The following is a 23,697-nucleotide window of genomic DNA, read 5'->3' on the forward strand; positions in this document are numbered from 1 at the left end:
AGCGCGTAAACGATGGCCAAGGGCAGCAGCGAACAGACCCGTTTCTGGCAATCCCGCGAGCTCGGCGGAGTGGAGTTGCTGCACGCGCAATATCTTGAGCAGCGCTTCGCCCCCCATGTGCATGAAGGCTTTGTGTTCACGGTGATCGAGCGGGGTGCCCAGCGCTTCCGTCACAAGGGAGGCGAACACCTGGCGCCGGTGGGCAGCATGGTGCTGATCAATCCCGACGAAGTGCACACCGGCTCCAAGGCGCATGAGCAGGGATGGAGTTACCGCGGTTTCTACCCGGACAATGCCCAGGTTGTCGGAGTATTGGAGGAGCTGCAGCTGGGCCGGAGGGGGCTGCCCACATTCTCGGCCAGCGTGCTGCATGACCCGCAGTTACACCGGCGCTTTGCCCAGCTGCACCGCCTGCTCGACGGCGGCGCCAGCGCCTTGCAGCAACAGACCGCCTGGCGCGAGGCGATCCTCCTGCTGTTCCAGCGCCATGCCCATATTCCCGAGGCGCCGTCGCCGGGGCGCGAGCCGCAGGCGGTGGCGCTGGCGAAGGAACTGTTGAGCAGCCGTATGGCCGAGCCGCCATCGCTGGAGCAACTGGCGGCGGCGGTCAACCTGTCGCCGTTCCACTTCGCCCGGGTTTTTCGCCGCGCCACCGGCCTGCCGCCCCATGCCTGGCTCAGGCAGCGACGCCTGGAGCATGCACGCGCCCTGCTGAAGGACGGCTGCGCGCCGCTCGACGTGGCCCTGCAGCTTGACTTCGCCGACCAGAGCCACCTGACCCGCCAGTTCAAGCAGGCCTATGGCGTCGGCCCCGGCGAATACCGCAGGGCCTGCGGCACTCGCAGCCGGTAGATATCTCTTAGAGCCTGTTTGAATTCCTCGTTTTCCCACCCTAAGTGCGGGACCGGGCGGGGTGCCTCTTTCCAGGACACGCTGTAAATACTTCCCTGTACGCTCGTAATCGGCATCCATGCCTCATACGGTCCCGGAAAGAGGCACCCCGCCCGGCCGGAGAGCCCTGTGCAAGATTCCAAACAGGCTCTTACAAGCCATTGCGCAAGATCGTTCAAGACCCGGCGATGGCGTAGCGGTAGGCTTCCGGGTCAGGAGGAGAACGTCCATGACCCGCTTGCAGGAATTCACCCAGGGCGCCCGCGACATGCTGCCGATGCTGCTCGGCGCCATGCCCTTCGGCATCATCTTCGGCAGCCTGGCCGGCGCCGCCGGGCTGAGCGCCTGGCAGACCCTCGGCATGTCGCTGCTGGTGTTCGCCGGCTCGGCCCAGTTTATCGCCATCAGCCTGCTCAACGCCGGCACCGGCTTGATCGTGCTGTTGCTCACCACCTTCGTCGTCAACCTGCGCCACGCCCTCTACAGCGCCAGCCTGCAGCCCTTCGTGCGCCATCTGCCCAAGCGCTGGCGGATGCCGCTGGCCTTCTGGCTGACCGACGAGGCCTACGCGGTGGTACTGCATCGCTATACCGACGCCGATGTCTCGCCGAACAAGCACTGGTATTTCTTCGGCGCGGCGCTGGCCATGTACCTGAACTGGCAACTGAGTACCCTGATCGGCGTACTGTTCGGAAAGAGCGTGCCAAATCTAAGCGCGTGGGGGCTGGACTTCGCCATGCTGGCGACCTTTATCGGCATCGTCGTGCCCACGCTGCGCAACAGCCCCCAGGTGGCGGCAGCCCTGGTGGCGGCCGCGGTGGCCCTGGCCTGTCATGGCCTGCCGTACAAGCTCGGCCTGATGGCGGCGGCATTCAGCGGGATAGCCGTCGGCGTGTTGCTGGAGCGGCGCAAGGAACAGATGGTGGAGGAGCTGGCCTGATGGACAACTGGCTATTGATTCTCGGCATGCTGGCGATCACCTTTTCGATCCGCTACAGCCTGTTCGCCTTTCCCGACCTGCGCTTCCCGCCGCTGGTGCGCCAGGGCCTGCACTACGTGCCGACCGCGGTGCTCACCGCCATCGTGGTGCCGGGCATGCTGCTGCCGGACGGCGAGCACTGGTCCCTGGGCCCGGACAATGCCTACCTGCTGGCCGGGCTGGCAACCATCGCCATCGCCGCCCTCAGCCGGCACCTGCTGGCGACCATCGGCGGCGGGCTGCTGGTGTTCTTCCTGTTGCGCTGGGCATTGGGCCAGTTGCCGCTCTGAAGGCGGTTTTGCCGACCGGGTATCGCGGCAGGTGCCAGCCCCTCGACACCTCCCCGACACTGGCATAGGATTTCGCCTTTTCCCCGCACGGAGCCATTCCCATGCCGTTACCGACCGTCACCCGCGGTGCCATACTCGCCGCCTGTGGCGCCGGCGCTTTTCAGCGCGGCCAGCAGTACGCTAAGGACCAGCGGGTAACGGACATCAGGGTCGACGGGGAAGCCGGCGTCGTCTACAGCGAGGTGGCCGGCGGCGACGTCTACGAACAGGAAATCCACCTGACCCCGGGACAGCGGCAGGCGCGTATCAGCGGCTACTGCGACTGCCCGGTAGGGCACAACTGCAAACATGTAGCCGCCGCGCTGCTGACCGTCATGCAGCAATTGGAAAGCGGCAACGCTTCTAACGGCAATTTCGCCCTGTCCGGCTGGCAGCGGCGCCTGCACGCCCTCAGTCGAACTTCCACCCCGCTGCCGGAGCGCCGCGACCAGCGGGTGATCTACCTGTTCGACCGCGACAGCGACAGCGACGGCGAACTCGAAGTGGCTATGCGCCGGGTAAGGCGCAGAAAGAACGGCGGCTGGGGCAAGATAATAGCCATTCCCGGCAACCCCTGGTCCTACAACAGCAACGATCACCTTTCCGCCCGGGACAGCACCATCGCGGAACTGCTCGCGAATTGCGGCAACGCGAATTGGGAGTTCGCCCCCGACGGCCGCCTCGGCGCCCTCGCGCTGGCAGAAATACTGGCCACGGGCCGCGCCTTCCTCGCCTCCGGCAATATCCCTGTCACCGCCGGCGGCGAGCGCCGCCTGACCTTCACCTGGGAGGACGCCGATGGGGAGACGCGGCTGCAAGCTGCGATCGAAGACTGCACCGGTGAGTGGCTGGTCGCCGTCACCGAACCGCCCCACTACCTGGACCTGGCAACTGGCCTCTGCGGCCCGATCAACACCCCCCTCACCGGCGAGCAGATACTGCTGCTGCAGGAAATGCCCCCGGTACCGGAGCACTCGCGACTGGAAACGGCCCAATTGCTGGCGGAGGAGCTGCCCGCCAACAGCCTGCCGCTTCCAGTGGAGCAACCCGCCAACGTCGCCGGCAAGCCGGTGCCGCTTTTGCGGCTGGCACGCCGGGAGCCCCAGGGCTTCCTCTACGCCAGTCTGTATTTCCTCTATGGGGAGCACCGCGTGCCGGCCTTCCCTTCGCGGTCCACCCAGATGGTGGAGACGGCGGATGGCCAGCGGCTGCTGGCGCGCAACGGGGATTTCGAGAGCGACGCCGAGGACGAACTGGAAAGGCGCGGCTTCACCGGCTACCGCCTGTCCGCCGGGGACCCGGGCGATATCGGCTTCCTGCTGCCCGACGACGAGATGCTCCCCTCGCCGCTGCGCTGGCAGGAATTCCTCGAGCGGGACGCGGAAGCCCTGCGCGCACAGGGCTGGCGGGTGGAAACGGACCCGAGTTTCCAGCTCAATATCACCCGCGCCGACAGCCTGTCGGGCGAGCTGGGAGAAGACAGCCTCGGCATCCGGGTCAATTTCGGCGGTGAACAACTCGCCCTGCTGCCGCTGCTGGTGCGCGCCCTCGAATATGGGGACCAACTGCCCGAGGGCGGGCTGATGGTGGAACTGGAACCGGACAAGTGGCTGAATATCCCCAGCGACTGGCTGCGCCCGGTGCTCGATACCCTGATTGAGCTGCACGAGGAGCCGGATCTCGACGCCGACGGCCGCCTCAGGCTGCACCACCACAACCTGGCACCTCTCAGCCAACTCGAGGACGCGCTGGGCGAACGCGAATTCCAGTGGAGTGGCGGCGAGGAGCGCCGCGCCCTGGCGCAGCAGCTAAAAAACCTGCAGGGCATCGAAGCGGTGGCGCCGCCACAGGGATTGCGGGCCGAGCTGCGCGATTATCAAAAAGAGGGCCTCAATTGGTTGGCCTTTCTGCACCGCTTCCGCTTCGGCGGCATACTCGCGGACGACATGGGTCTGGGCAAAACCCTGCAGACCCTGACATTTATTCTCCACTTGAAAGAGCGCGGCGAACTGCCCGCGACGGCACTGATCGTCGCCCCCACCAGCCTCCTGGGCAACTGGCTGCACGAGGCGGAGAAATTCACTCCCGGTCTCAGGGTCGCAATCAGCCACGGCACCGACAGGAAGCCAATACTGCGCAAACTCGCCGACTACGACCTGGTGATCACCAGCTACGCCCTGGCACAGCGGGACGCCGAGATTCTGGCCCCCCACCCCTTCAGCCTGCTGGTGCTGGACGAGGCCCAGGCGATCAAGAACCCCCGCGCCAAGGTCTCCCAGGCGCTGCGTCAGTACAGCGCCGCGCAGCGCCTGTGTCTCACCGGCACGCCGCTGGAAAACCATCTGGGGGAATTCTGGGCCCAATTCGATTTCCTGATGCCGGGACTGCTGGGCAATGACAAATCCTTCAACCGTCTCTACCGCAACCCCATCGAAAAGCACGGCGAGGAGGCACGCCAGCGCCAGCTGCGCAACCGCACCGCGCCTTTTATGCTGCGGCGCACCAAGGGGCAGGTGGCCGGCGAACTGCCGCCGAAGACGGAAATCGTACAGACGGTAACTCTCGGTAGCAGCCAGCAGAAACTCTACCAGACGGTGCGCGCCAGCATGGAAAAAGCCGTGCGCAAGCTGCTGCAGAACAAGGGCCTGGCCAAGAGCCATATCCAGGTGCTGGACGCCCTGCTCAAGCTGCGCCAGATCTGCTGCGATCCGGCGCTGGTGAAAATTCCCAGCGCGGCCAAGGTCAAGCATTCCGCCAAGCTGGAGGCACTGCTGGAAATGCTCGAGGAGATGCTCGCCGAGGGACGCAAAATACTGCTGTTTTCCCAGTTCACCAGCATGCTTTCGATTGTCGAGCGCGAACTGAACAAGCGCGGCATCGCCCACAGCAAACTCACCGGGCGCACCCGCAAGCGGGACGAGGCGATCAATCTGTTCCAGTCCGGCGAGGTGCCGCTCTTCCTGATCAGCCTCAAGGCCGGCGGCTTCGGCCTCAACCTCACCGCGGCGGACACGGTGATCCACTACGACCCCTGGTGGAACCCGGCGGCGGAAAACCAGGCCACCGACCGCGCCCACCGCATCGGCCAGCAGAAAGCGGTTTTCGTCTACAAGCTGATCGCCGAGGGCACCATCGAGGAGCGCATCCAGGAACTGCAGCAGCGCAAGCAGTCCCTCGCCGACGCCCTGCTCAGTGGCGAAGGCAGCGCGCTGTCGCGGTTGAGCGGGGAGGAGATTCTGGAGCTGTTTCGTTAACTCTCCCGAAAAGAATACCAACCGCTGACAACTACCGGCACCGCCAGCGTCGCCCAGGCCAGCCAATCTCCGGCGCCGTCGGACAGCAGCGCCGCCAACAGGCTGGCGGCACTGAGCACCCCCAACACTATGGGCGCGCCCCATATCCGGGAGCGGGTCAATTTCCTGCTCACAGCGCCTCCTGTGATTGCCGCGCCGCCAACGGCGGGAACTTTTTTTCAGCCGGGCGCAGCCCCGCGAGTTTTTCCTCGATGGAAACGTTGCGCTTCTTCACCCACAGATAGACGCCGCTGCCCAGTACCAAGATGGCGATAAGGTCCAGCAGGGCCCAGAGAATTTTTAACGGCAGGCCGCCGTAATCGCCAAAGTGCAGCGGGCGGGACAGCAGCAACGCGGTCACGTACCAGGGCATCTCCGCCACCGCCGTCAGTTCGCCGCTGGCCGCTTCCACCAGCACCGGCGTCATCAGCTTGGAAGTAAACGGCGTATTCCCCTGCATAAAGACGCCGAAGTGATGCGGGCTGGCGAAAGGGTTGCCCGGGAAGGCGATAAAGCTTGGCTCCATCTCCGGCGCCGCCGCCCGCGCTGTTTCCAGTGCACGCACCACCGAGTGGTCCATACCTTCGGACACGGCGTCGTTCCGGTAGTCCTCGGTCATCGCCGCCAGCTCGCTGTTCTGCCACTGGCCGAATATCGGCAGCGCGAGGGTGTTGATCACGCCGGTGACGCCGACCACCATCACCCACACCAGGGTGGCGATGCCGAGCAGGTTGTGCAGATCCAGCCATTTCAGCCGCGGCGAGCGGTTGCGGCGCACGGTGCCGAACTTCAGCTTCGACATAAACGGGCCGTAGACCACTGCGCCGGACACCAGCGATGCCGCCAGCAGCAATCCCATAAAGCCGAGAAACAAGGTGCCGCCGAGCCCGGCGAACATATCCAGGTGCAGGCGGTAGAACACATACATGAATCCCTGCTGGAGGGGATATTCGTGAAGGAATTCCCCGGTGCGGGCGTCGTACATGAAGAAGGCCGTGGCCTCCGCGGCGTCCACCGTTTTTGCCATCCCCACGTACCAGGCCTCCGGCTCCTCAGGCTCCCGGTACAGGTACTGCACCGCGTCCTGCGGTCTGCGCGCGGCGGCCGCCGCCGCGATATCGTCGACGCTGGCCGTCGCGGCAACCCCGGGCATCTCCGGCGGCTCCACCGAATTGCCCAGGGCGTGATCTATCTCGTGGTAGAAGATCAGCGGCAGGCCGGTGACACACAGCATCAACAGAAACAGGGTGGAGATCAGGCTGGTCCACTTGTGGACCAGGTACCAGTTGCGGATGGATTGCGCCTTCATTTCACCAAGCCCCCCTTAGAGCCTGTTTACGTTCTATGGTGCTGCACGCCCAGCGCGGGGTCGGGCGGGGGTGCCTCTTTCCGGGACACGGGCTGGGCGCCCCCCTTTAATACGTCCCTGTACGCTCGTAATCGGCATCCATGCCTCATACGGTCCCGGAAAGAGGCACCCCGCCCGCCCTGGAGAGTTCTTCGCGAGATTCTAAACAGGCTCTTAGAAAGTGTACTGGTAGCTCACCGCCATATTGCGCGGCGCACCGTAATAGCCGATTTCGTACAGGCTGGTGATGTACTTCTCGTCCGTAAGGTTGTTCACGTTGAGCTGCAGACGGGAATTGGCGTCGATATCCCAGCGCGCAAAAGCGTTGAGCAGCAGGTAGGCGCCCTGCTCTATTTCCACCTCGGTATAGGAATCCACCTTGGAGGTCTCCGCCTGCCAGTTGCCGCCCAGCCCCAGTGAAACGTCCGGCAGCTGGGGCAGGGTCGCATTCAGGGAGAAGTTGACGGTCTTCCGCGGCACCCAGGTGTAGCTATCGTCACCGGCCTCGTCTTCGAGTTCGAGGGAGGTGAAGCCGAGCACCAGGTTCATGTACTCGTTCAGCGCTCCGGAAACTTCTATCTCGAAACCCTCTGAATCGATGTTCGCACCCTCGTAATAATATTGGAGAGTATCGGGATTCAGGCCCGCATAGGTGGCGAGCCCGCGCTGTTCCGCCTTGAATACCGCCAGCGTCGCCAGCAGGCGGCCATCCAGCCAGTCGGCCTTGGCCCCCAGCTCGTAATTCACGCCCTTGGTGGGGTCCAGGTAGACGCCGTCGATATCGTATTGATCCTGCGGCTGGTAGATATCCGAATAGCTGGCGTAAACGGAGATATTGCCGGTGACTGAATAGGTCAGGCCCAGGTAGGGGCTGACCTCGCTTTCGTCGATATCGCCGCGGAGGCTGGTCACCGAACGCTCGTAACTGACGGCGTTGAAGCCGGGAATAATACTCAGGCTGCCAAATTTGAGCCTGGTAGCGCCGTAGACCCGGGAGAGCGTCTGCTCGCTCTGGTCCCACAGGGTCTTGTCCCCCCAGGCGGGTTCGGCAACCACATCTCCCCCGTAGGGAAAACCCGGCAGCGCGCCAAAGGCGGGGTCCGCGGTATCCACCGGGTGCCAGTACTGGTCCCGCTCGCTGGCCGAGTGGCTGGCGCCGAGGACAGCTTCATGGATGGCACCAAACAGCTCGTACTCCCCGGAGAGGCCGGCGTCAAACAGATGGGCTTCGTCCTCCGTCGGCCACTTGCCCGGATTGCCCAGCAGGCCGGTGCCGGTCTTCGGGTCCAGGCCCGTGGTGGAATAGGCAAAAAACAGCTGACTTTCGTCCTCGAAGCCGCGGTAGTTGTAGGAGAGCTTCAGCTCCCAATCCGACGGCAGCCTATAGCTGTATTCCACAAAGGCCGTCTGGTTGACCGTATCCCAGTAGGTCCAGTCCTGGCTGGTGGACGCATCCGTGCCCCACTCCGCCTGGGTGCCGTCGCTGTTGGCGAATACCAGGCCGCCCCACATACCGCCGACGGTGTTTGCCGCCTGGTGGGAATAGCCCGCGGCCAGGGTGGAATTTTCCGTCAACTGGCCGTCGACCACGCCGTAGATAAAAGTACGGTCGTTCTCCACCCCGCGCAGGTGGGAACCGGAATCCTCCGCCGCCGCCACCAGGCGGCCAGCCCAGTCGCCGCTGCCGCTGAGCGGCGCAGAATAATCCGCCTCCACCCGGACCCGGTCGTAGGAGCCTGCGGTAACCCCCAGCTGCCCACGGGCGTGGTTGGCAGGCCGCTTCCGCACGTAGTTGATGGTGCCGGACGAGTTGCCGACACCGGTCAGCAGGCCGTTGGCGCCCCGGATAATCTCCACTTTCTCGTAACCGAAGGAATCCGTCGCGCCGCGCACCAGGCCCCAGCCGTTGGGAAGGCCGACGCCATCCACCTGGGTGTTCTGGATTTCAAACCCACGGGACAGGTAATTGGTTCTGTTGGTCTCCCATCTCTCCACGCTGATACCGGTGGCCAGATCCAGCGCGTCGTTGATGCTGCTGGCGCCGAAGGCATCCATCAGTTCCCTGTCGACCACGCTGATGGATTGAGGCGTGCTCTTGAGGTCGAGGTTCAGGCCCGTTGCGCCCTTGCTGGTGCGATTCTCGCGCACGCCGACGATAAACACTTCTTCGATATCGCCGGACTCATCCGAGCGACTTTCAGCTTCCTGGGCAACCGACGGCAGGGCGAGACTTACTGCCAGAGACAGGGAGGCGAAGGCGCTTAGCCTGGGGTTCATGGGCATACCTCACATCGTGTGATTATTGGAAGAAGGCGGGCAGGATTGTATGCAAAGATAAATCAAATGCAAATGATATTGATTACTATTTATGAGGTAAATGGTGCCACCAAAGCACGGCGCCGATCCTCTCCGTCTGGACGAGTGCCCCAATATCCAGGGGGGGGTAGTCTCAATCAGCAACCACCCGCAGAGCGGGTGGTATGATGAAAGCCCCCAGAGGGGGCTATGTTACAGCCCCATCAGTCTCATCTGCTCCTGACGGCGCTCTTCACTTTCTTGATTCTTGATGTACTCTCGAATCATCTGCTCATCTAAGCCAACCGTGCTAACACAGTAGCCTCTGGCCCAGAAATGCCTACCGGTAAAATTTCTCTTCACCTGCAAGTACTCACGAAATATTCGAATCGCCGACTTGCCCTTCAGAAGCCCTACCGTATGAGCCACGCTGAACTTCGGAAGGATCATTAACAACATGTGGATGTGGTCCCTCATTGCATAACCCTCAACTAGCTCAACTCCCGCTTGGCGGCAAAGATCACGGAATATGGCTCCGATCTCTCTGCGTAAAGTCCCAAATATCGCCTTTTTTCGGTACTTCGGGACAAATACTACGTGATACCTGCAATAATGCTTGACGTGAGCTTGGCTCTGCCAATCTCTCATATGGCCTCCTAATAGAACTTGCCGGTTCATGGGAGGCCATATTCTCTACCCTGCACGACTGAACGGCAGAGCCCTGTCAAGTCTCACCGCCAGAGGCGGTGGTTTACCTATGTGTTAATTAGCGGGACGACGACGCCTCCTGCGCCGCATCGCTGGCCGCCTGCTCCGGCACGGCGATGGCGATGAAAGCAGCACCGAGTCCATCTGGGGCCGGAACACCCTGTACAGCAGCGGCGGAAATTACTGGGAGCGGGCGCCTGCCCCTGATCGGCCAGCGGCCGCTCCTACGGGAAAATGGCACCGGAATAGCGGAGTCGCCATCCTGGACACTACCATTCGGTGAAAATGCGGTTTTCCCGATGCGGAGGAGGCAGAAGATGAACACTCCGAGAGGTGGCCTGCGCGTGGCCAGCGTGCTGTTCGGGCTGATGGCCCTGGGCCAGCTGTGGCGGGTATTCGCCACCCCGGAAGTATTGGTTGGCGGCGCACCCATGCCCGTCTGGCCGAGCGTGCTGGCGCTGATAATCCTCGCAATACTGTGCATCTGGCTGTGGAGGCTCTCCAACAGGGCCTGAGACAATCGTCTGTAAGCGGTTTCCCGTGGATGGGTAGGCGCCCGCTGGAATTATTCCCGCTACTTACCGCGCCCCCGGCGGGGCGCTATAATCCCGCTCTTCAGAAAGACCCGGCTTTTTGTCGGGTCTTTCCGGTTGTGCCACTGAAAACCGGGAGTTCTCCACTTGTTCGCCTCCGCCCTACGTCAATCCTTCGCCGACGGCAGTCTTTTCGGCACCCTGCCGCGCAACCTGATCGCCGGGATCACCGTGGGCATAGTGGCGCTGCCACTGTCCATGGGCCTCGCCATCGCCAGCGGTGTGCCGCCGCAGCACGGGCTCTATACCGCCATCGTCGGCGGTATCGTGGTGGCACTGCTGGGCGGCTCGCGGGTGAATATCTCCGGCCCCACCGCCGCATTTGTGGTGGTGCTGCTGCCGGTGGTGCAGCAGTTCGGCCTCGGCGGCCTGCTGCTGGCGGGCCTGCTGGCAGGGTTGATCACAATTGGGTTCGGCCTGCTCAAGCTGGGACGGCTGATCCAGATTATCCCCTATCCGGTGATCGTCGGATTCACCTCCGGTATCGGCACGGTGATCGCCTTTTTGCAGATGAAAGACTTCCTCGGCCTGCAACCGGAACCGGGGGCCACACATTTTCTGCAGCAACTGGGCGCACTCGCGGCGGCGCTGCCCAGCTTTCGCTGGCAGGAGTTCGCTATCGGCGCTCTCACCCTGGGTATGCTGATACTGTGGAAAAAAGCACCCGGCCGCATTCCCGCCTACCTGGTGGCGCTGCTGGTGGGCACTCTCGCCGCGTCGGTATTCAACGGCAGCGCCGATCTGCCGGACGTGGACACCATCGCCTCGCGCTTCCGCTTTTCCCTGGGCGGTGTCGAGGGCAGCGGAATACCGCCGGTGGCACCGCACTTTTTGCTGCCCTGGCAATTGCCGGGGCCGGACGGCACACCCATCGGTTTCAGCTGGGAACTGCTGCGCGCACTGATCGGACCGGCGTTTTCCATCGCCCTGCTGGGCGCATTGGAATCCCTGCTGTGTGCGGTGGTGGCAGACGGCATGAGCGGCCAGCAGCACGACCCGGATGGCGAACTGGTCGGTCAGGGCATGGGCAATATAGCGGTGGCCTTCTTCGGTGGCATCCCGGTCACGGCGGCTATCGCGCGCACCGCCACCAACGTGCGCTCCGGTGGCAGCACCCCGCTCTCCGCAGTGGTGCACGGGCTGTTTGTGCTGCTGGCCATGCTGCTGCTGGCACCCTGGCTGTCGCTGATCCCGATGGCGGCGATGGCCGCGGTACTGTTGGTCGTGGCCTGGAATATGAGCGAGGCGGGCCACGCACTGCATATCCTGCGCCGGGCGCCGCGGGCGGACGCCGCAGTGCTGCTCACCTGCTTCGCACTCACCGTGGCGATCGATATGCAGGTGGCGGTGGCCGCGGGCCTGGCTCTGGCCTCTGTGCTGTTTATCCGCCGGGTGACCGAGCTGACGCAAACCACACTGATCAAACCCCACGAGGAAGCGGAACATCAGCAGGCAAAAGGGGTGGTGCTTTACGACCTGGACGGCCCACTGTTTTTCGGCGCCGCCTACAAGGCCCTGAAAATCGTCACCGCGGTGGATCGCGATGTGCACACGGTGGTGCTGGATATGCGGGATGTTGCGGTGTTGGATGCCACCGCCATGGAAAACCTGGAGGCTATCGCCAGGCACCTGGCCGGACGGCACACCACCCTTTACCTGATCCACGTGCGGCCCACTCTGGTAAAGAAGATGCGCCGTTACGGGCTGCTGGACGCAACCACTCCGACCCGGCTGGCCAGGGATTACCATGCGGTCCTGAGCCAGCTGAGCAGCGCTTAGGCACTTGGGTGATTTTTTGTGCAAACTATTGTAGAATGGCCGATTCACGTAGAAAATCGGGACATTTATTGTGGCCAAGAAAGCTTCCAGCGCTTCCAAACGCAAGCAACCCACCACCCTTGAGAGCCGCGAGAATATCGAGGAACAAGTGAAGGCCTTCCTCGCCGCTGGCGGTGAAATCCAGCAGGTGCCGAAAGGTGTGAGCGGCCAGACCAGCACCTCCGGCCCCAAGCACATTACCCTGGGTAAGAAACCCCGCAGTTAACAGTGGTCAGTGGCCAGTGAAAAACACCGACCACTAACCGCCATCCGCTAGCCTCAGGGCATTTCCTCCAGCTCCGCCCCCTCCTTCACCGGCGGCATCAGGTCTTCCTTGGTGATACGCATCGCCATCAGCATATTGATGGCCACGTAAACGGACGAGTAGGTACCCACCACCACACCGACGATCAGCGCCAGCGAGAAGTTGTGAATCAGCTCGCCGCCGAAGAATTGCAGGGCCCACAGCACCAGCAAGGTGGTGAAGGAAGTCATGAAGGTGCGGCCGAGCGTCTGGCTGACGGAAATATTGATGATTTCCACCGTGCTCGCCTTCCGCACCCTGCGGAAGTTCTCGCGAATGCGGTCGAACACCACGATGGTATCGTTGATCGAGTAGCCGATCACCGCGAGCACCGCCGCCAGCACCGTGAGGTCGAAATCCAACCTGAAGAAGGCGAAAAAGCCCAGCACGATGATCACGTCGTGGACCAGTGCCACCACTGCACTCACGGCGAATTTGTACTGGAAGCGCAGCGCCACATAGGCCATCACCACAACCAGCGCGAACAGCATGCCCAAGCCGCCGTCATCGCGCAGTTCCTCGCCCACCTGCGGACCGACCGATTCCACCCGACGCAGTTCCACTTCGCCGTCGCTGCCCTGGCGCAACACAGCCACAATCTCGTCACCCACTGACTGGACGGCCTCCTCATCGCGCGCGTTGCGGTGAGTCTGTTCCTCGGTAGCTTCCGGTGGCAGCTTGATCAGCAGTTCATTGTCAGAACCGAAGCGCACCACCGAGGCACCGGCAAAGCCGGCCTCCTCCAACTGGCCGCGCACGTCTTCCAGTTGCGGGGCGGCTTCGTATCCCACTTCAATCTGGGTGCCGCCAGTGAAATCCAGCCCCAGTTTCAGGCCATTCATCGCCAGCGCGGCGATAGACGCCACCACCAGGGCGATAGAAAGGGCCGCGGCCAGCCTCCGCCAGCGCATAAAATCGAACACACGCTTGCCCATGTACTCGGTGATCTTGCCGTCCTCGACCTTGGTCTCGGCGGCTTTGCTTTTGGTCTCACTCACGGTCGGCGCTCCTATATCCAAAGCTTCTGTACACGGCGGCCGCCGTAGAACAAGTTGATCAATGCCCGCGTACCCATAATGGCGCTGAACATGGAGGTCAGGATGCCGATGGACAGGGTCACCGCGAAGCCCTGTACCGGGCCGGAACCGATCGCATACAGGATCACCGCGACGATCAGGGTGGTGATATTGGCATCCACGATCGCGCTATACGCATTGTCAAAACCGGCCGTGATCGCCGATTGCGGCGGCATGCCGTTGCGCAGTTCCTCCCGTATTCGCGAGAAGATCAGTACGTTCGCATCCACCGCCATACCGATAGTGAGCACCATGCCGGCGATACCCGGCAGGGTCAGGGTGGCGCCGAGAATCGACATCACCGCCACCAGCAGCACCATATTCATCGCCAGCGCAATATTGGCCGCCAGGCCGAAGGCGCGGTAGAACAGCAGCATGCAGATCACCACCGCAAGCAGGCCTATCTGCACCGATGTGACACCCACCTCGATATTGTCCGCGCCCAGCGACGGGCCGATCACCCGCTCTTCCACAAAATACATGGGCGCGGCCAGAGCGCCGGCGCGCAACAGCAGCGCCAGTTCCTGGGCGTCCGCCGGACTGTCCAGGCCGGTGGTGCGGAACTGCCGGCCCAGGGCACTCTGCACCGTGGCCAGGTTGATGATCTTCTTCTCCTCGGTGCGCTTCTGCACCACAATTTCGTTGCCTTCCGCGTCGATTTTTATCTCCGGGGTAAAGCGGCTCTCGACAAACAGGGTGCCCATGCGGCGGCCGACGTTTTTCCAGGTGGCGCGGTGCATCATCTCGCCGCCCCGGGAGTCCAGGGTGATATTCACCTGCGGGAAGCCGCTCTCGTCGTAGCCCACACGGGCGTCGGTCACCCGCTCACCGGTGATGATCACCTTGCGCTCCAGCCAGGCACCGCCATACATCTGGCGGTCCTGCTCGTTGCGGTATTCGAAATATTCCTTGTTGGTCACCAGCGCGTCCGGACGCGCCTCCATACGGTACTCCAGGTTGGCGGTCTTGCCGATAATGCGCTTGGCCTCGGCGGTGTCCTGGACCCCGGGCAATTCCACCACTATGCGGTTGCGCCCCTGGCGCTGCACGATGGGTTCGGCCACGCCCAGTTCATTGACCCGATTGCGCAGGGTGGTGAGGTTCTGGGTTACCGCGTAGTCCTCCAGCTGCTTGAGCTCCTGATCGGTGAGGGTTGCGCGAATCTCCAGGTTCTCGCCTCTGCCGGCCTCGGTGAGCTGCAGTTGCGGGAATTCCTTGCGCAGGGTGGACATACCCAGGTCGCGCAGTTCCTCACTGCGGAAGCGGGCGACGATCTCGCGGTCGTCCACCAGATCCACGCTGCGGTAGCGGGCGTCCGCCGCGCGCAGCTTGGCTTTTACATCAGCCTCGTAGCCTTCCATATTGGTTTTCACGATGGAGTTGGTGTCCACCTCCATCAGGAAGTGCACGCCGCCGGCCAGGTCCAGGCCCAGTTTCATCGGGCTGGCGCCCAGGTTGCTCAGCCATTCGGGGGTAGTGGAGGCCAGGTTCAGGGCCACCACATAGTCACTGTGCCCCAGGGCTTCTTGAATAGCGCGTTTGGCGGGTAGCTGCTCCTCGATGGACTCGAGACGCAGCAGCACGGAGTTCTTATCGCTGACCGCGCCGCCGAAATACTCGATACCGGCCTCGTCGAGGGCCTTTTCCGCCTTCTCCAGCACTGCCGGCCCGATACTGGTGGTGCTGGACTGGCCGGAGATCTGCACGGCGGGGTCCGGTGCGTAGAGGTTGGGCGCGGCGTACAGGAAGCCGAGCACCGCAACCGTGAGAATCAGGAGGTACTTCCAGAAGGGGTAGCGATTCATGCTGCTCTCGTTGTTGTATTCAGGCCCCGGAAGGCCGGACGTTCGCGACAATGTCGGGAGATATGCGGGCAGCCTCCGCGGATTGCAAGGCGGCGCCGTCTCTCTCGAATGGGGGCCGATTATACGGGCATCGTGTTGTGGTACAAATCGGGTCGCGCGGGCCCCAGCTCGGCAAACGGGCCGCAGGCCCGTCAGGGCGAAAGCAGAGCTGGCCCCTACACGGCCAGCGGCGGCACTTCGCGGCCCAGTCGGCGGTAAAAGTCCGCTACGAAAGCCTCCAACTCGCCCGCGGCAATCGCATCGCGCAACCCCTGCATCAACCGCTGGTAGTGACGCAGATTGTGGATGGTGTTGAGCTGCGCCCCCAGTATCTCTCCGCAGCGATCCAGGTGGTGCAGGTAGCTGCGGGAGAAATTCTCGCAGGTGTAGCAATCGCAGCCGGGCTCCAGCGGGCCGGTGTCGTGGCGGTAGCGGGCATTGCGGATCTTGACCACGCCCTCCGCGGTGAACAGGTGGCCGTTGCGCGCATTGCGGGTGGGCATCACGCAGTCGAACATATCCACCCCACGGCGCACCGCCTCGACGATGTCCTCCGGCTTGCCGACTCCCATCAAATAGCGGGGCCTGTCCGCGGGCATCCTGCGGGGCAGGTGGTCGAGGATTTTAATCATTTCCTCTTTCGGCTCGCCCACAGACAGCCCGCCGATGGCGTAGCCGTCAAAGCCGATTTCGGTGAGCCCTCTCAGGGAGACATCCCGCAGTTCCGGGTACATGCCCCCCTGTACTATGCCGAACAACGCGGAGGGGCTGTCGCCGTGGGCTTTTTTGGAGCGCTCCGCCCAGCGCAGCGACAACTCCATGGACTTGCGCGCCTCGTCGGGGGCGGCCGGATAGGGGGTGCACTCGTCGAAGATCATCACGATATCCGCACCCAGTTCCCGCTGCACACGCATGGATTCCTCCGGGTCCAGATACACCGGGCTGCCGTCCACCGGGGATTTGAAGGAAACCCCCTCCTCGGTGATCTTGCGCATTTGCCCCAGGCTGAACACCTGGAAACCGCCGGAATCCGTGAGGATGGGGCCGTGCCACTGCATAAAATCGTGCAGGTCGCCGTGCTCCTTCACTACCTGGGTCCCCGGGCGCAGCATCAGGTGGAAGGTGTTGCCGAGAATAATCTGCGCGCCGATGGCCTCGATATCCCGCGGCAGCATGCCCTTGACGGTGCCGTAGGTGCCCACCGGCATAAACGCCGGGGTCTCCACCACGCCGCGGGGAAAGTGCAGGCGCCCGCGGCGGGCCAGGCCGTCGGTGGTGTCCAGTTCGAATTGCATAAAGCACTGGCGACTCAAGGGTACATCCTCAGTTTATTCTGACCTCAGGGAAGATTACCCCCCTCTCCCGCTTGCGGGAGAGGGGCTGGGGGAGAGGGCACCCACTTCGGGATTGCGGTTGATCAACATCGCATCCCCGTAACTGAAGAAACGGTATTTCTCTTTTACCGCCTCGCGATAGGCATTCATCGTCTGCTCGTAACCTGCGAAGGCGCTCACCAGCATCAGCAGCGTGGATTCCGGCAAGTGGAAGTTGGTGATCAGCCGGTCCACCACCTGGAACCGGTAGCCCGGGTAGATAAAAATGTCCGTCTCGCCCACCGTGGGCTTCAGTTCGCCACTGGCCGCAGCGCTTTCCAGCGCGCGCACGCTGGTGGTGCCCACCGCCGTCACCCTGCCACCGCGGGCGCGGCAATCCGCCACCACCTCGCAGACCCGTTGGGACACATCCAGCACCTCGCTGTGCATCCGGTGCTCAAAGATATTGTCCACCCGCACCGGCTGGAAAGTGCCCGCCCCCACATGCAGGGTCACGAAAGCGGTTTCCACCCCCATTTCGCGCAGGTGATCCAGCATCTCGTCATCGAAATGCAGCCCCGCCGTGGGGGCCGCCACGGCGCCGGCAGTGCGGCTGTAAACCGTTTGATAGCGCTCCCGGTCGGCATCGTCGTCGGGCCGGTCGATATAGGGCGGCAGCGGCATATGCCCCAGGCGCTCCAGCACCGGCAATACTCCCTCCGCGGGGAATTCCAGCTCGAATAACGCCTCGTGCCGGGCTGTCATTTGCAACGAGGTGCCATCCTCCAGCAGTATCTCGCCGCCAGGCTTCGGGGACTTGCTGGCGCGGATATGGGCCAACGCCCTCCCCCCGTCCAGCACCCGCTCGATCAGTATCTCCAGCCTGCCGCCGCTGGCCTTGCGCCCGAACAGCCGCGCGGGGATCACCCGGGTATCGTTGAACACCAGCAGATCGCCCGGCAGCAACAACCCCGGCAGCTCGGCAAAGCGACGGTGCTCCAGGGCACCGCTCGGACCGTCCAGGCACAGCAGGCGGCTGCCGCGGCGCTCCTTTGCGGGAGTGCGGGCGATCAGCTCGTCGGGCAGCTCGAAGTGGAAATCCTGGCGGCGCATGGGCTCAGTGTAGGCAGTTGGCAACGGCGGCGAAGGGTACCCGAAATCCGGTTGACCGTCTAAGGGTGATGGCTATAATTGCAGCCCACCGCAACACCTCACCTGCCGGAGTGGTGAAATTGGTAGACACAGGGGATTCAAAATCCCCCGCTAGCGATAGCGTGCCGGTTCGAGTCCGGCCTCCGGTACCAAATCAAAATTGAGCCCGCCCGACGCGAGAGCACTTTTCCAGCCTGCCTCGCAAGCGGCCTCATTCCTCCTGTACAATGCCGCCATTTCAACTTCCCAGCTCCAGTCGCAAACTCCCGACAGCAACAAAGAATATGAATAACCGCTTCCTAAACCTGGACGCACTACGCGGCATTGCGGCTTTGCTGGTGGTATGGCAGCACAGCAGTGAATCTTTCGTACGCAATCCCGGTATTGCACAGCACGGTACAATCCTGGCGGACATGGCCTCCGCAGTGGATTTCGGCAGAATTGGGGTTATCTGTTTTTTCCTGACTTCAGGATTCGTTATTCCCTACAGCCTTTCTGGCACGGACGCCACGATCAAAAAATTTGCCGTACGCCGATTCTTTCGACTGTATCCGGTCTACTGGTTATCCCTGATCATGGCGGTAGCCGCGTCCGTGGCTCTCGCGGAATACCGGTTTTCGGGTTCCGTCATCGCCGCCAACACTACTATGATGCAGGGACTGTTCGGTTTCCAGAATATCCAGGGGCTCTATTGGACACTGACAGTCGAACTGATCTTTTATTTCCTGTGCGCACTGGCATTTGCGCTAAACATTCTCCACAGGTGCCTACCACTGTTGTTGCTTTGCTGGGGCAGCCTGTTCTTTTTTGTCGCATGGCAGCTAGCAGGCAAACTGGCTCCTCAAATCACCGACCTGCCGCCCACAATAACCTATATCCCCTATTGCTTGGCAGTTATGTTCTGCCGCGCCTTGATCCGCTATTGCTATACAAAAAAATCGGGCTATCGCCATGCACTTCTCGGTGTTCTGGGGGTTTTTTCACTGCCGCTTTGTGTGCTGCTGCTGGGTGTTATGGAAATCAATGTCGTAGAAAGCCCCTTCCGGTTCGGTCTTTCACATCTAATTGCCTTGGCGGCTTTCTTTGGGGTACTGCTGCTACCGATAAGGCCACCAGTTTTCCTGTTACTGCTTGGCGCCATCAGCTACTCGATCTACTTGTTTCACCCGATAGCCATGAGACTGGTGGACTGGTCGATCAAGCAAAGCTGGGGACAGGTTTTCGCAGCTTTGCCGCTGAGCTTCTATATACTCGCAACAAGCCTGCTCGCCATTACCATGGCCTGGATTCTGTATCAACTGGTAGAGCGTCCCTCGATCGCGGCCGGCAGGACTCTGACGCGCCCCGGGACAGCTTCGGGCATACAGTCGCAATCTCGGCCTGTCGCAAATTAACGCGGTCAGTGCTCCCAGTATTCCTGCATCTTCAGGAACATAAACGACGCAGTCCAGGTGATCATCATCAGCCCGGCCAGCGCCTCCAGCCCGGCGGTAAAGCGCAGATGCCCCATGGGTACAATATCGCCGATACCGAGGGAGGTATAAGTAACGAAAGAGAAGTAGGCGCAGTCGATCAGGCCGCCGTCGAAATTGCCCTCGAGGGTTTCGAAGTAATCCGAGTGCACCATAAAGAAATAGCCCAGGGCAAACAGCCATATCTCGACAATATGCGCGAGCAGCGCGCCGAATACGCCGATCAATACCGCCGTATTGCGCCGGACGGAAAACTTCTGCCCCAACAGAAAGAGACTGTTTAACGCCTCGTGGTGAATCAGTACCGTCACCGCCACAAGGAAGCTGTTGAGCAGGAAGGCGACCAGCATCTAGTGTGGTGTCTCCTATTAAATGGTCATATCAGCGGGCCGCTAAGCGGCCAGGTGCAAGGCGCATTTGCGCAAGCGTAGCCGGCTACGTCAAGCAAATGCAACGCCGCAGATGGCCGCTTAGCGGCCCGCCCGGAGGGAGCCCCCCAAAATACCCACAGCTGCGTTGCAGCTCTTGAAAATGGAATGACCATTCCCTGCGAGCTGCGCCTAACTGTGAGCATTTTGGGGGGCTCTGATAGGACCAGTTAATAGGAGACACCACACTAGCGCCTGCCCCGGAAAAACTCCTTCACCAGATTGCCGGTCTCCTCCGCCATCACACCGCCCTCCACGGCTATTCGGTGATTGAAAAAATCCTCTTCGCTCAATCGCAAGCGACTCTCCACCGCACCGGCGCGAGGTTCCGCGGCGCCGTATACCAGCCGCCCAACCCGCGCGTGCACCATGGCACCAAAGCACATGGTGCAGGGCTCTATGGTGACGTACAGGGTGGCCTCCGGCAGGCGGTAGTTCTGCAGGTGTTCCGCCGCCTGGCGCAGGGCGATAATTTCCGCGTGGGCGCTGGGGTCGCAGTTGCCGATGGGGCGATTGCTGCCCTCGCCGACGATCTGCCCGTTCAGCACCGCCACTGCGCCCACCGGCACTTCGCCGCGCTCGCCGGCAATGCGCGCCAGTTCGATGGCCCGCTGCATAAAACCGTAATCTCTCGGGGTAGCCATAGTTACTTTCTATAGTTACTTTTTACTGACCAGTCTGCGCACCACGAAATCCGCCTCCATTTTCAGCGAGTCGCGCCGTTCCAGTTCCTCGCGCACTTCGCTATGCCCCTTCCAGGCAAAGGGCGTCATGGCGAGGAAGTCGGCGATCGCTTCGCGCCCGCGCAGGGTAAACGGAAAACTGCAGCGCATTTCCACTTCCGCGGCGAACCCCGCAACCGGTTTCGGTGGCGGGTGCTGCCGGGGTTCGGTATAGAGGGCGGATTTTAATGACCAGAGGTGCTCCGGGCCGGGAGCCACGTCCAGCAGGGAGCCGCCGGGGTTCACCACCCGGTGCATCTCGTCGTCCGCCGCCGGCGCGAAGATACGCAGCAGATGGTCGACGCTGTCCCGCGCCAATGGTAGATGGTAGCTGCCCGCCACCGCGAACTGGGTTCCGGGCTGGCTTCTCGCCGCCATGCGCACCCCGGTCTTGGAAATATCGATTCCCGCCAGGGCCTCCGACGGCCAGCCCGCGGCTTCCAGCTGCCGCGAGTAAAAACCCTCGCCACAGCCGATATCCAGCAGCTGCCGGCCCGGTATATAGGGCAGCAGCGCCACGATGGCGTCCACCAGCGGGCGGTAGTGTCCCGCCTCGAGAAAGTGCCGCCGCGCCCGCAGCATTTCCGCCGAATCTCCCGGCTCTTTACTGCGTTTGCGACTGACCGGCAGCAGGTTGACATATCCCTCTCGCGCGCGGTCGAAACTGTGCCTCTCGGCGCAGCGCCAGGCGGCATCGGTAAATTCCAGTGGCAACTGACAGACGGGACACAGCCAAATCATTCGGGTTCCAAAGCAACTTGCGCAGGCAGCGGCTTTTGTTGACGCTGCAAAATACTATCTGCGGCCTTTTCCGCGATAGCGATCACCGGCGCATTGGTGTTGCCGCTGATCAGGGCGGGCATTATGGAGGCGTCCACCACCCGCAGTCCATCGACGCCGTGCACTTTCAACTGCGCATCCACCACCGCCATTTCGTCGGAGCCCATTTTGCAGGTGCCCACGGGGTGGTAAATGGTCTCCGCGTGCCGGGCAATAAATTCCCCGATGGCCTTCTGGGTTTTCAGCGGTTTATCGGGACTCCACCAGCGCTTGTGATAGCGCTGCAACGCCGGTTGCAGGAGAATCTCCCGCGCCATTTCGAAACCCTCCACCAGGACCGCCTCATCCTCGCGCGCACTCAGGTAATTGGGTTGGATCAGCGGCAGCGCGCGCGGGTCCCCGGAAGCCAGGGTGATTTCCCCGCGGCTTTTCGGCCTCAACGCACAGGCGTGCAGCGAATAACCGTAGCCACCGGGCTTGCGCAGGCCGTGCTGGAACAGCGGCGCGGCGGTCAGGTGAAACTGGATATCCGGCCGGCCGTTTGCCCTGCTGGAACAGGCGAAGCCGCCAGCTTCGGCGACGTTGTTGGTCAGCGGGCCGCGGCCCGCAAACCAGTATTCCGGAAGGTGCAGAGCGGTTTTCAATTTTGGCCACAGAGAGTTGGAGAAAGTCACCGGCGCCGAGGCCTCCACCACCTGGGTGATATCCAGGTGGTCCTGCAGGTTCTTGCCCACTCCCGGCAAATGCGCCTGGGGCACTATGCCCGCCTTTTTCAGCTCCGCTTCCGGACCTATACCGGACAGCAGCAGCAGTTGCGGCGACTGGATGGCGCCGGCGCACAACAGCACTTCCCCGTTGGTGAGAATACGCCTGCCGTCCAGCAGTTGCACACCGCACACCCGGTCGCCCCTGAACAGCAGCCGCGCCGCCTGGCTGTGGGTGAAAACGCTGAGATTGGAACGATTTCTCACCGGGTACAGGTAGGCCGCCGCGGAGGAACAGCGGCGTCCGTGTTTTTGTGTGACCTGGTAGAAACCCACACCGTCCTGCAGACTGCCGTTGAAATCATTGTTGAGAGGGTGCCCGGCAGATTGGCCCGCAAGCACGAAGGCAGCGCCCACGGGGGTTTTCCATTTCAGGTCCGATACCGCCAGCGGGCCGTAGCCGCTGTGATAGGCGTCGCTGCCGCGCTCGTTGCCCTCCGCCCGAAGGAAGTAAGGCAGCAGGCTCCGCCAACCCCAGCCCGGGCTGCCCGCCGCTTCCCAGTCATCGTAGTCGGCACTGTTGCCGCGCATATAAATCATGGCATTGATCGCGCTGCTGCCCCCCAGGATACGGCCGCGGGGCCAGAACAGTCTGCGGCCGTTCAGGCGTTCCTGTGGTTCGGTAAAGTGGTGCTGGTTGCAGCCGGCGCCGGGGACCAGGTAGCCGATGCCCGCGGGCATCCGGATCAGCGGGTTCCAGTCCGTCGGACCCGCTTCCAGCAGGCAGACGCGGTTCTGCTCCCCGGCGCTGAGGCGGTTGGCCAGTACGCAGCCGGCGGAGCCGCCGCCGACGATGACATAGTCGAATACCATTTGACGGGGCATATTGTTTCTCTTTCTTCTCCAAACCGGCCTGACGGTACACTTGGAATCGCAGCTTCAACAAGGCGCCCATATGAGCGATTCTGAATTCAGCGATAAAAACATCCTGCACAGCTGGCACATAAACGCCGCCCCCTGGATCCGCGCCATCGGCGAGAGCGATATCGCCAGCCGCAAACTGGTTACGAATGGGGCAATTGTAGACGCCGTGCTGCAACGGCAGCCGGCGACGGTGTTGGATATCGGCTGTGGCGAAGGCTGGCTGGCCCGGGTCCTGGCGGAGCGGGGCCTGGAGGTGTGTGGGATCGACGCGGTGCCGGGACTGATCGAGGCGGCACAGCATCGCGCCGGTCCGCAGGAGCACTATCATCTGCTTTCTTACGAGGCCCTTGCCGCGGGTGAACTGCGCCGGCGCTTCGACCTGCTGGTGTGCAACTTCTCGCTGCTGGGCGGAGAGTCGGTGGAGGGGGTATTCGCCGCGGCGCACAACCTGCTCAATCCCGGCGGGCACCTGATGATACAAACGCTGCATCCCATGGTTGCCTGTGGCGACGAGGATTACCGGGATGGCTGGCGGCCGGGTTCCTGGGCTGGGTTTAGCGAGGATTTCAGCGAACCGGCCCCCTGGTACTTTCGCACCATGGAAAGTTGGCTGCGGCTGGTCCGCGGCGCGGGGCTGCACCTGGAAGAAATGAAGGAGCCCCTGCACCCGGAGACCGGGAAACCGGCCTCGCTGATTCTGGTGGCGACCCCAACCCTGTAGGAG

21 protein-coding genes and 1 tRNA gene are annotated in these 23,697 nt (G+C 62.5%); 10 read left to right on the plus strand and 12 right to left on the minus strand.

The features are described from left to right. The first annotated feature begins 12 nt into the window (after positions 1–12). The 4 genes from PP263_RS09850 (at position 13) to PP263_RS09865 (ending at position 5,453) form a co-directional block, all read left to right on the plus strand. A complete protein-coding gene (locus PP263_RS09850) occupies positions 13–852 on the plus strand; it encodes an AraC family transcriptional regulator (RefSeq protein ID WP_308368252.1) in 840 nt (279 codons plus the stop codon). Positions 853–1,120: 268 nt separating this feature from the next. Then, a complete protein-coding gene (locus PP263_RS09855; RefSeq protein ID WP_308368253.1) occupies positions 1,121–1,831 on the plus strand; it encodes an AzlC family ABC transporter permease in 711 nt (236 codons plus the stop codon). Then, positions 1,831–2,160 (plus strand): AzlD domain-containing protein, encoded by a 330-nt coding sequence (locus PP263_RS09860; protein WP_308368254.1) that lies wholly within the window; start codon positions 1,831–1,833, stop codon positions 2,158–2,160. Before PP263_RS09855 ends, PP263_RS09860 begins: the two co-directional genes overlap by 1 nt. Positions 2,161–2,261: 101 nt before the next feature. Beyond that, on the plus strand, positions 2,262–5,453 hold the full coding sequence (locus PP263_RS09865; RefSeq protein WP_308368255.1) for a DEAD/DEAH box helicase: 3,192 nt from the start codon (positions 2,262–2,264) through the stop codon (positions 5,451–5,453). On the opposite strand, the gene PP263_RS09870 is transcribed toward PP263_RS09865, so the two are convergent. From PP263_RS09870 to tnpA, 4 genes are all read right to left on the minus strand, one after another. Further along, entirely contained in the window at positions 5,450–5,626 is a 177-nt protein-coding gene (locus PP263_RS09870) for a hypothetical protein (RefSeq protein WP_308368256.1), read from the minus strand. The two genes, PP263_RS09865 and PP263_RS09870, sit on opposite strands and share 4 nt — an antisense overlap. Beyond that, positions 5,623–6,801 carry a PepSY domain-containing protein gene (locus tag PP263_RS09875; protein WP_308368257.1) on the minus strand — a complete coding sequence of 393 codons (1,179 nt, stop codon included), beginning with the start codon at positions 6,799–6,801 and terminating at the stop codon, positions 5,623–5,625. Before PP263_RS09875 ends, PP263_RS09870 begins: the two co-directional genes overlap by 4 nt. A 213-nt stretch (positions 6,802–7,014) precedes the next feature. Next, complete coding sequence (locus tag PP263_RS09880; protein ID WP_308368258.1) at positions 7,015–9,117, minus strand: TonB-dependent siderophore receptor; 2,103 nt, start codon at positions 9,115–9,117, stop codon at positions 7,015–7,017. 231 nt (positions 9,118–9,348) lie between these two features. After that, the gene (gene tnpA / locus PP263_RS09885; RefSeq protein WP_308368259.1) at positions 9,349–9,783 is read right to left on the minus strand and encodes an IS200/IS605 family transposase; all 435 of its coding nucleotides are present in this window, start codon (positions 9,781–9,783) and stop codon (positions 9,349–9,351) included. 377 nt (positions 9,784–10,160) lie between these two features. Here tnpA and PP263_RS09890 point away from each other — a divergent pair, with 377 nt between their 5' ends. The 3 genes from PP263_RS09890 to PP263_RS09900 all read left to right on the plus strand — a co-directional run bounded on the left by PP263_RS09890 (position 10,161) and on the right by PP263_RS09900 (position 12,480). Then, positions 10,161–10,358 carry a hypothetical protein gene (locus PP263_RS09890; RefSeq protein WP_183462729.1) on the plus strand — a complete coding sequence of 66 codons (198 nt, stop codon included), beginning with the start codon at positions 10,161–10,163 and terminating at the stop codon, positions 10,356–10,358. Positions 10,359–10,523: 165 nt separating this feature from the next. Beyond that, positions 10,524–12,215, plus strand: a complete 1,692-nt coding sequence (gene dauA / locus PP263_RS09895; protein ID WP_308368260.1) for a C4-dicarboxylic acid transporter DauA — start codon at positions 10,524–10,526, stop codon at positions 12,213–12,215. 70 nt (positions 12,216–12,285) lie between these two features. Further along, the gene (locus tag PP263_RS09900) at positions 12,286–12,480 is read left to right on the plus strand and encodes a hypothetical protein (RefSeq protein WP_308368261.1); all 195 of its coding nucleotides are present in this window, start codon (positions 12,286–12,288) and stop codon (positions 12,478–12,480) included. 53 nt (positions 12,481–12,533) lie between these two features. Here the strand turns inward: PP263_RS09900 and secF are convergent, their stop codons facing one another. From secF to queA, 4 genes are all read right to left on the minus strand, one after another. Further along, positions 12,534–13,493 (minus strand): protein translocase subunit SecF, encoded by a 960-nt coding sequence (secF, locus tag PP263_RS09905; RefSeq protein WP_308368590.1) that lies wholly within the window; start codon positions 13,491–13,493, stop codon positions 12,534–12,536. 74 nt (positions 13,494–13,567) lie between these two features. Further along, a complete protein-coding gene (gene secD / locus PP263_RS09910; RefSeq protein WP_308368262.1) occupies positions 13,568–15,439 on the minus strand; it encodes a protein translocase subunit SecD in 1,872 nt (623 codons plus the stop codon). A 215-nt stretch (positions 15,440–15,654) separates the two neighbouring features. Then, complete coding sequence (tgt, locus tag PP263_RS09915; protein WP_374693709.1) at positions 15,655–16,791, minus strand: tRNA guanosine(34) transglycosylase Tgt; 1,137 nt, start codon at positions 16,789–16,791, stop codon at positions 15,655–15,657. A gap of 36 nt (positions 16,792–16,827) precedes the next feature. Further along, positions 16,828–17,904 carry a tRNA preQ1(34) S-adenosylmethionine ribosyltransferase-isomerase QueA gene (gene queA / locus PP263_RS09920; RefSeq protein WP_308368264.1) on the minus strand — a complete coding sequence of 359 codons (1,077 nt, stop codon included), beginning with the start codon at positions 17,902–17,904 and terminating at the stop codon, positions 16,828–16,830. Positions 17,905–18,008: 104 nt separating this feature from the next. Between queA and PP263_RS09925 the strand changes: the two genes are divergently transcribed. Next, positions 18,009–18,095 (plus strand) — tRNA-Leu (locus PP263_RS09925). Between the two features lie 132 nt (positions 18,096–18,227). Continuing rightward, positions 18,228–19,337 (plus strand): acyltransferase, encoded by a 1,110-nt coding sequence (locus PP263_RS09930; RefSeq protein ID WP_308368265.1) that lies wholly within the window; start codon positions 18,228–18,230, stop codon positions 19,335–19,337. Positions 19,338–19,342: 5 nt separating this feature from the next. On the opposite strand, the gene PP263_RS09935 is transcribed toward PP263_RS09930, so the two are convergent. From PP263_RS09935 to PP263_RS09950, 4 genes are all read right to left on the minus strand, one after another. After that, on the minus strand, positions 19,343–19,765 hold the full coding sequence (locus tag PP263_RS09935; protein ID WP_308368266.1) for an ion channel: 423 nt from the start codon (positions 19,763–19,765) through the stop codon (positions 19,343–19,345). A 266-nt stretch (positions 19,766–20,031) separates the two neighbouring features. After that, positions 20,032–20,487 (minus strand): tRNA adenosine(34) deaminase TadA, encoded by a 456-nt coding sequence (tadA, locus tag PP263_RS09940; RefSeq protein WP_374693710.1) that lies wholly within the window; start codon positions 20,485–20,487, stop codon positions 20,032–20,034. 15 nt (positions 20,488–20,502) lie between these two features. Then, positions 20,503–21,306, minus strand: a complete 804-nt coding sequence (locus PP263_RS09945; protein WP_308368268.1) for a putative RNA methyltransferase — start codon at positions 21,304–21,306, stop codon at positions 20,503–20,505. Further along, positions 21,303–22,934 (minus strand): GMC family oxidoreductase N-terminal domain-containing protein, encoded by a 1,632-nt coding sequence (locus tag PP263_RS09950; protein WP_308368269.1) that lies wholly within the window; start codon positions 22,932–22,934, stop codon positions 21,303–21,305. Before PP263_RS09950 ends, PP263_RS09945 begins: the two co-directional genes overlap by 4 nt. Positions 22,935–23,004: 70 nt before the next feature. On the opposite strand from PP263_RS09950, the gene PP263_RS09955 reads away from it, so the two are divergent. Further along, complete coding sequence (locus PP263_RS09955; RefSeq protein WP_308368270.1) at positions 23,005–23,694, plus strand: class I SAM-dependent methyltransferase; 690 nt, start codon at positions 23,005–23,007, stop codon at positions 23,692–23,694. Positions 23,695–23,697: the final 3 nt, after the last annotated feature.

The organism is Microbulbifer sp. TB1203, assembly GCF_030997045.1.
GTDB lineage: Bacteria > Pseudomonadota > Gammaproteobacteria > Pseudomonadales > Cellvibrionaceae > Microbulbifer.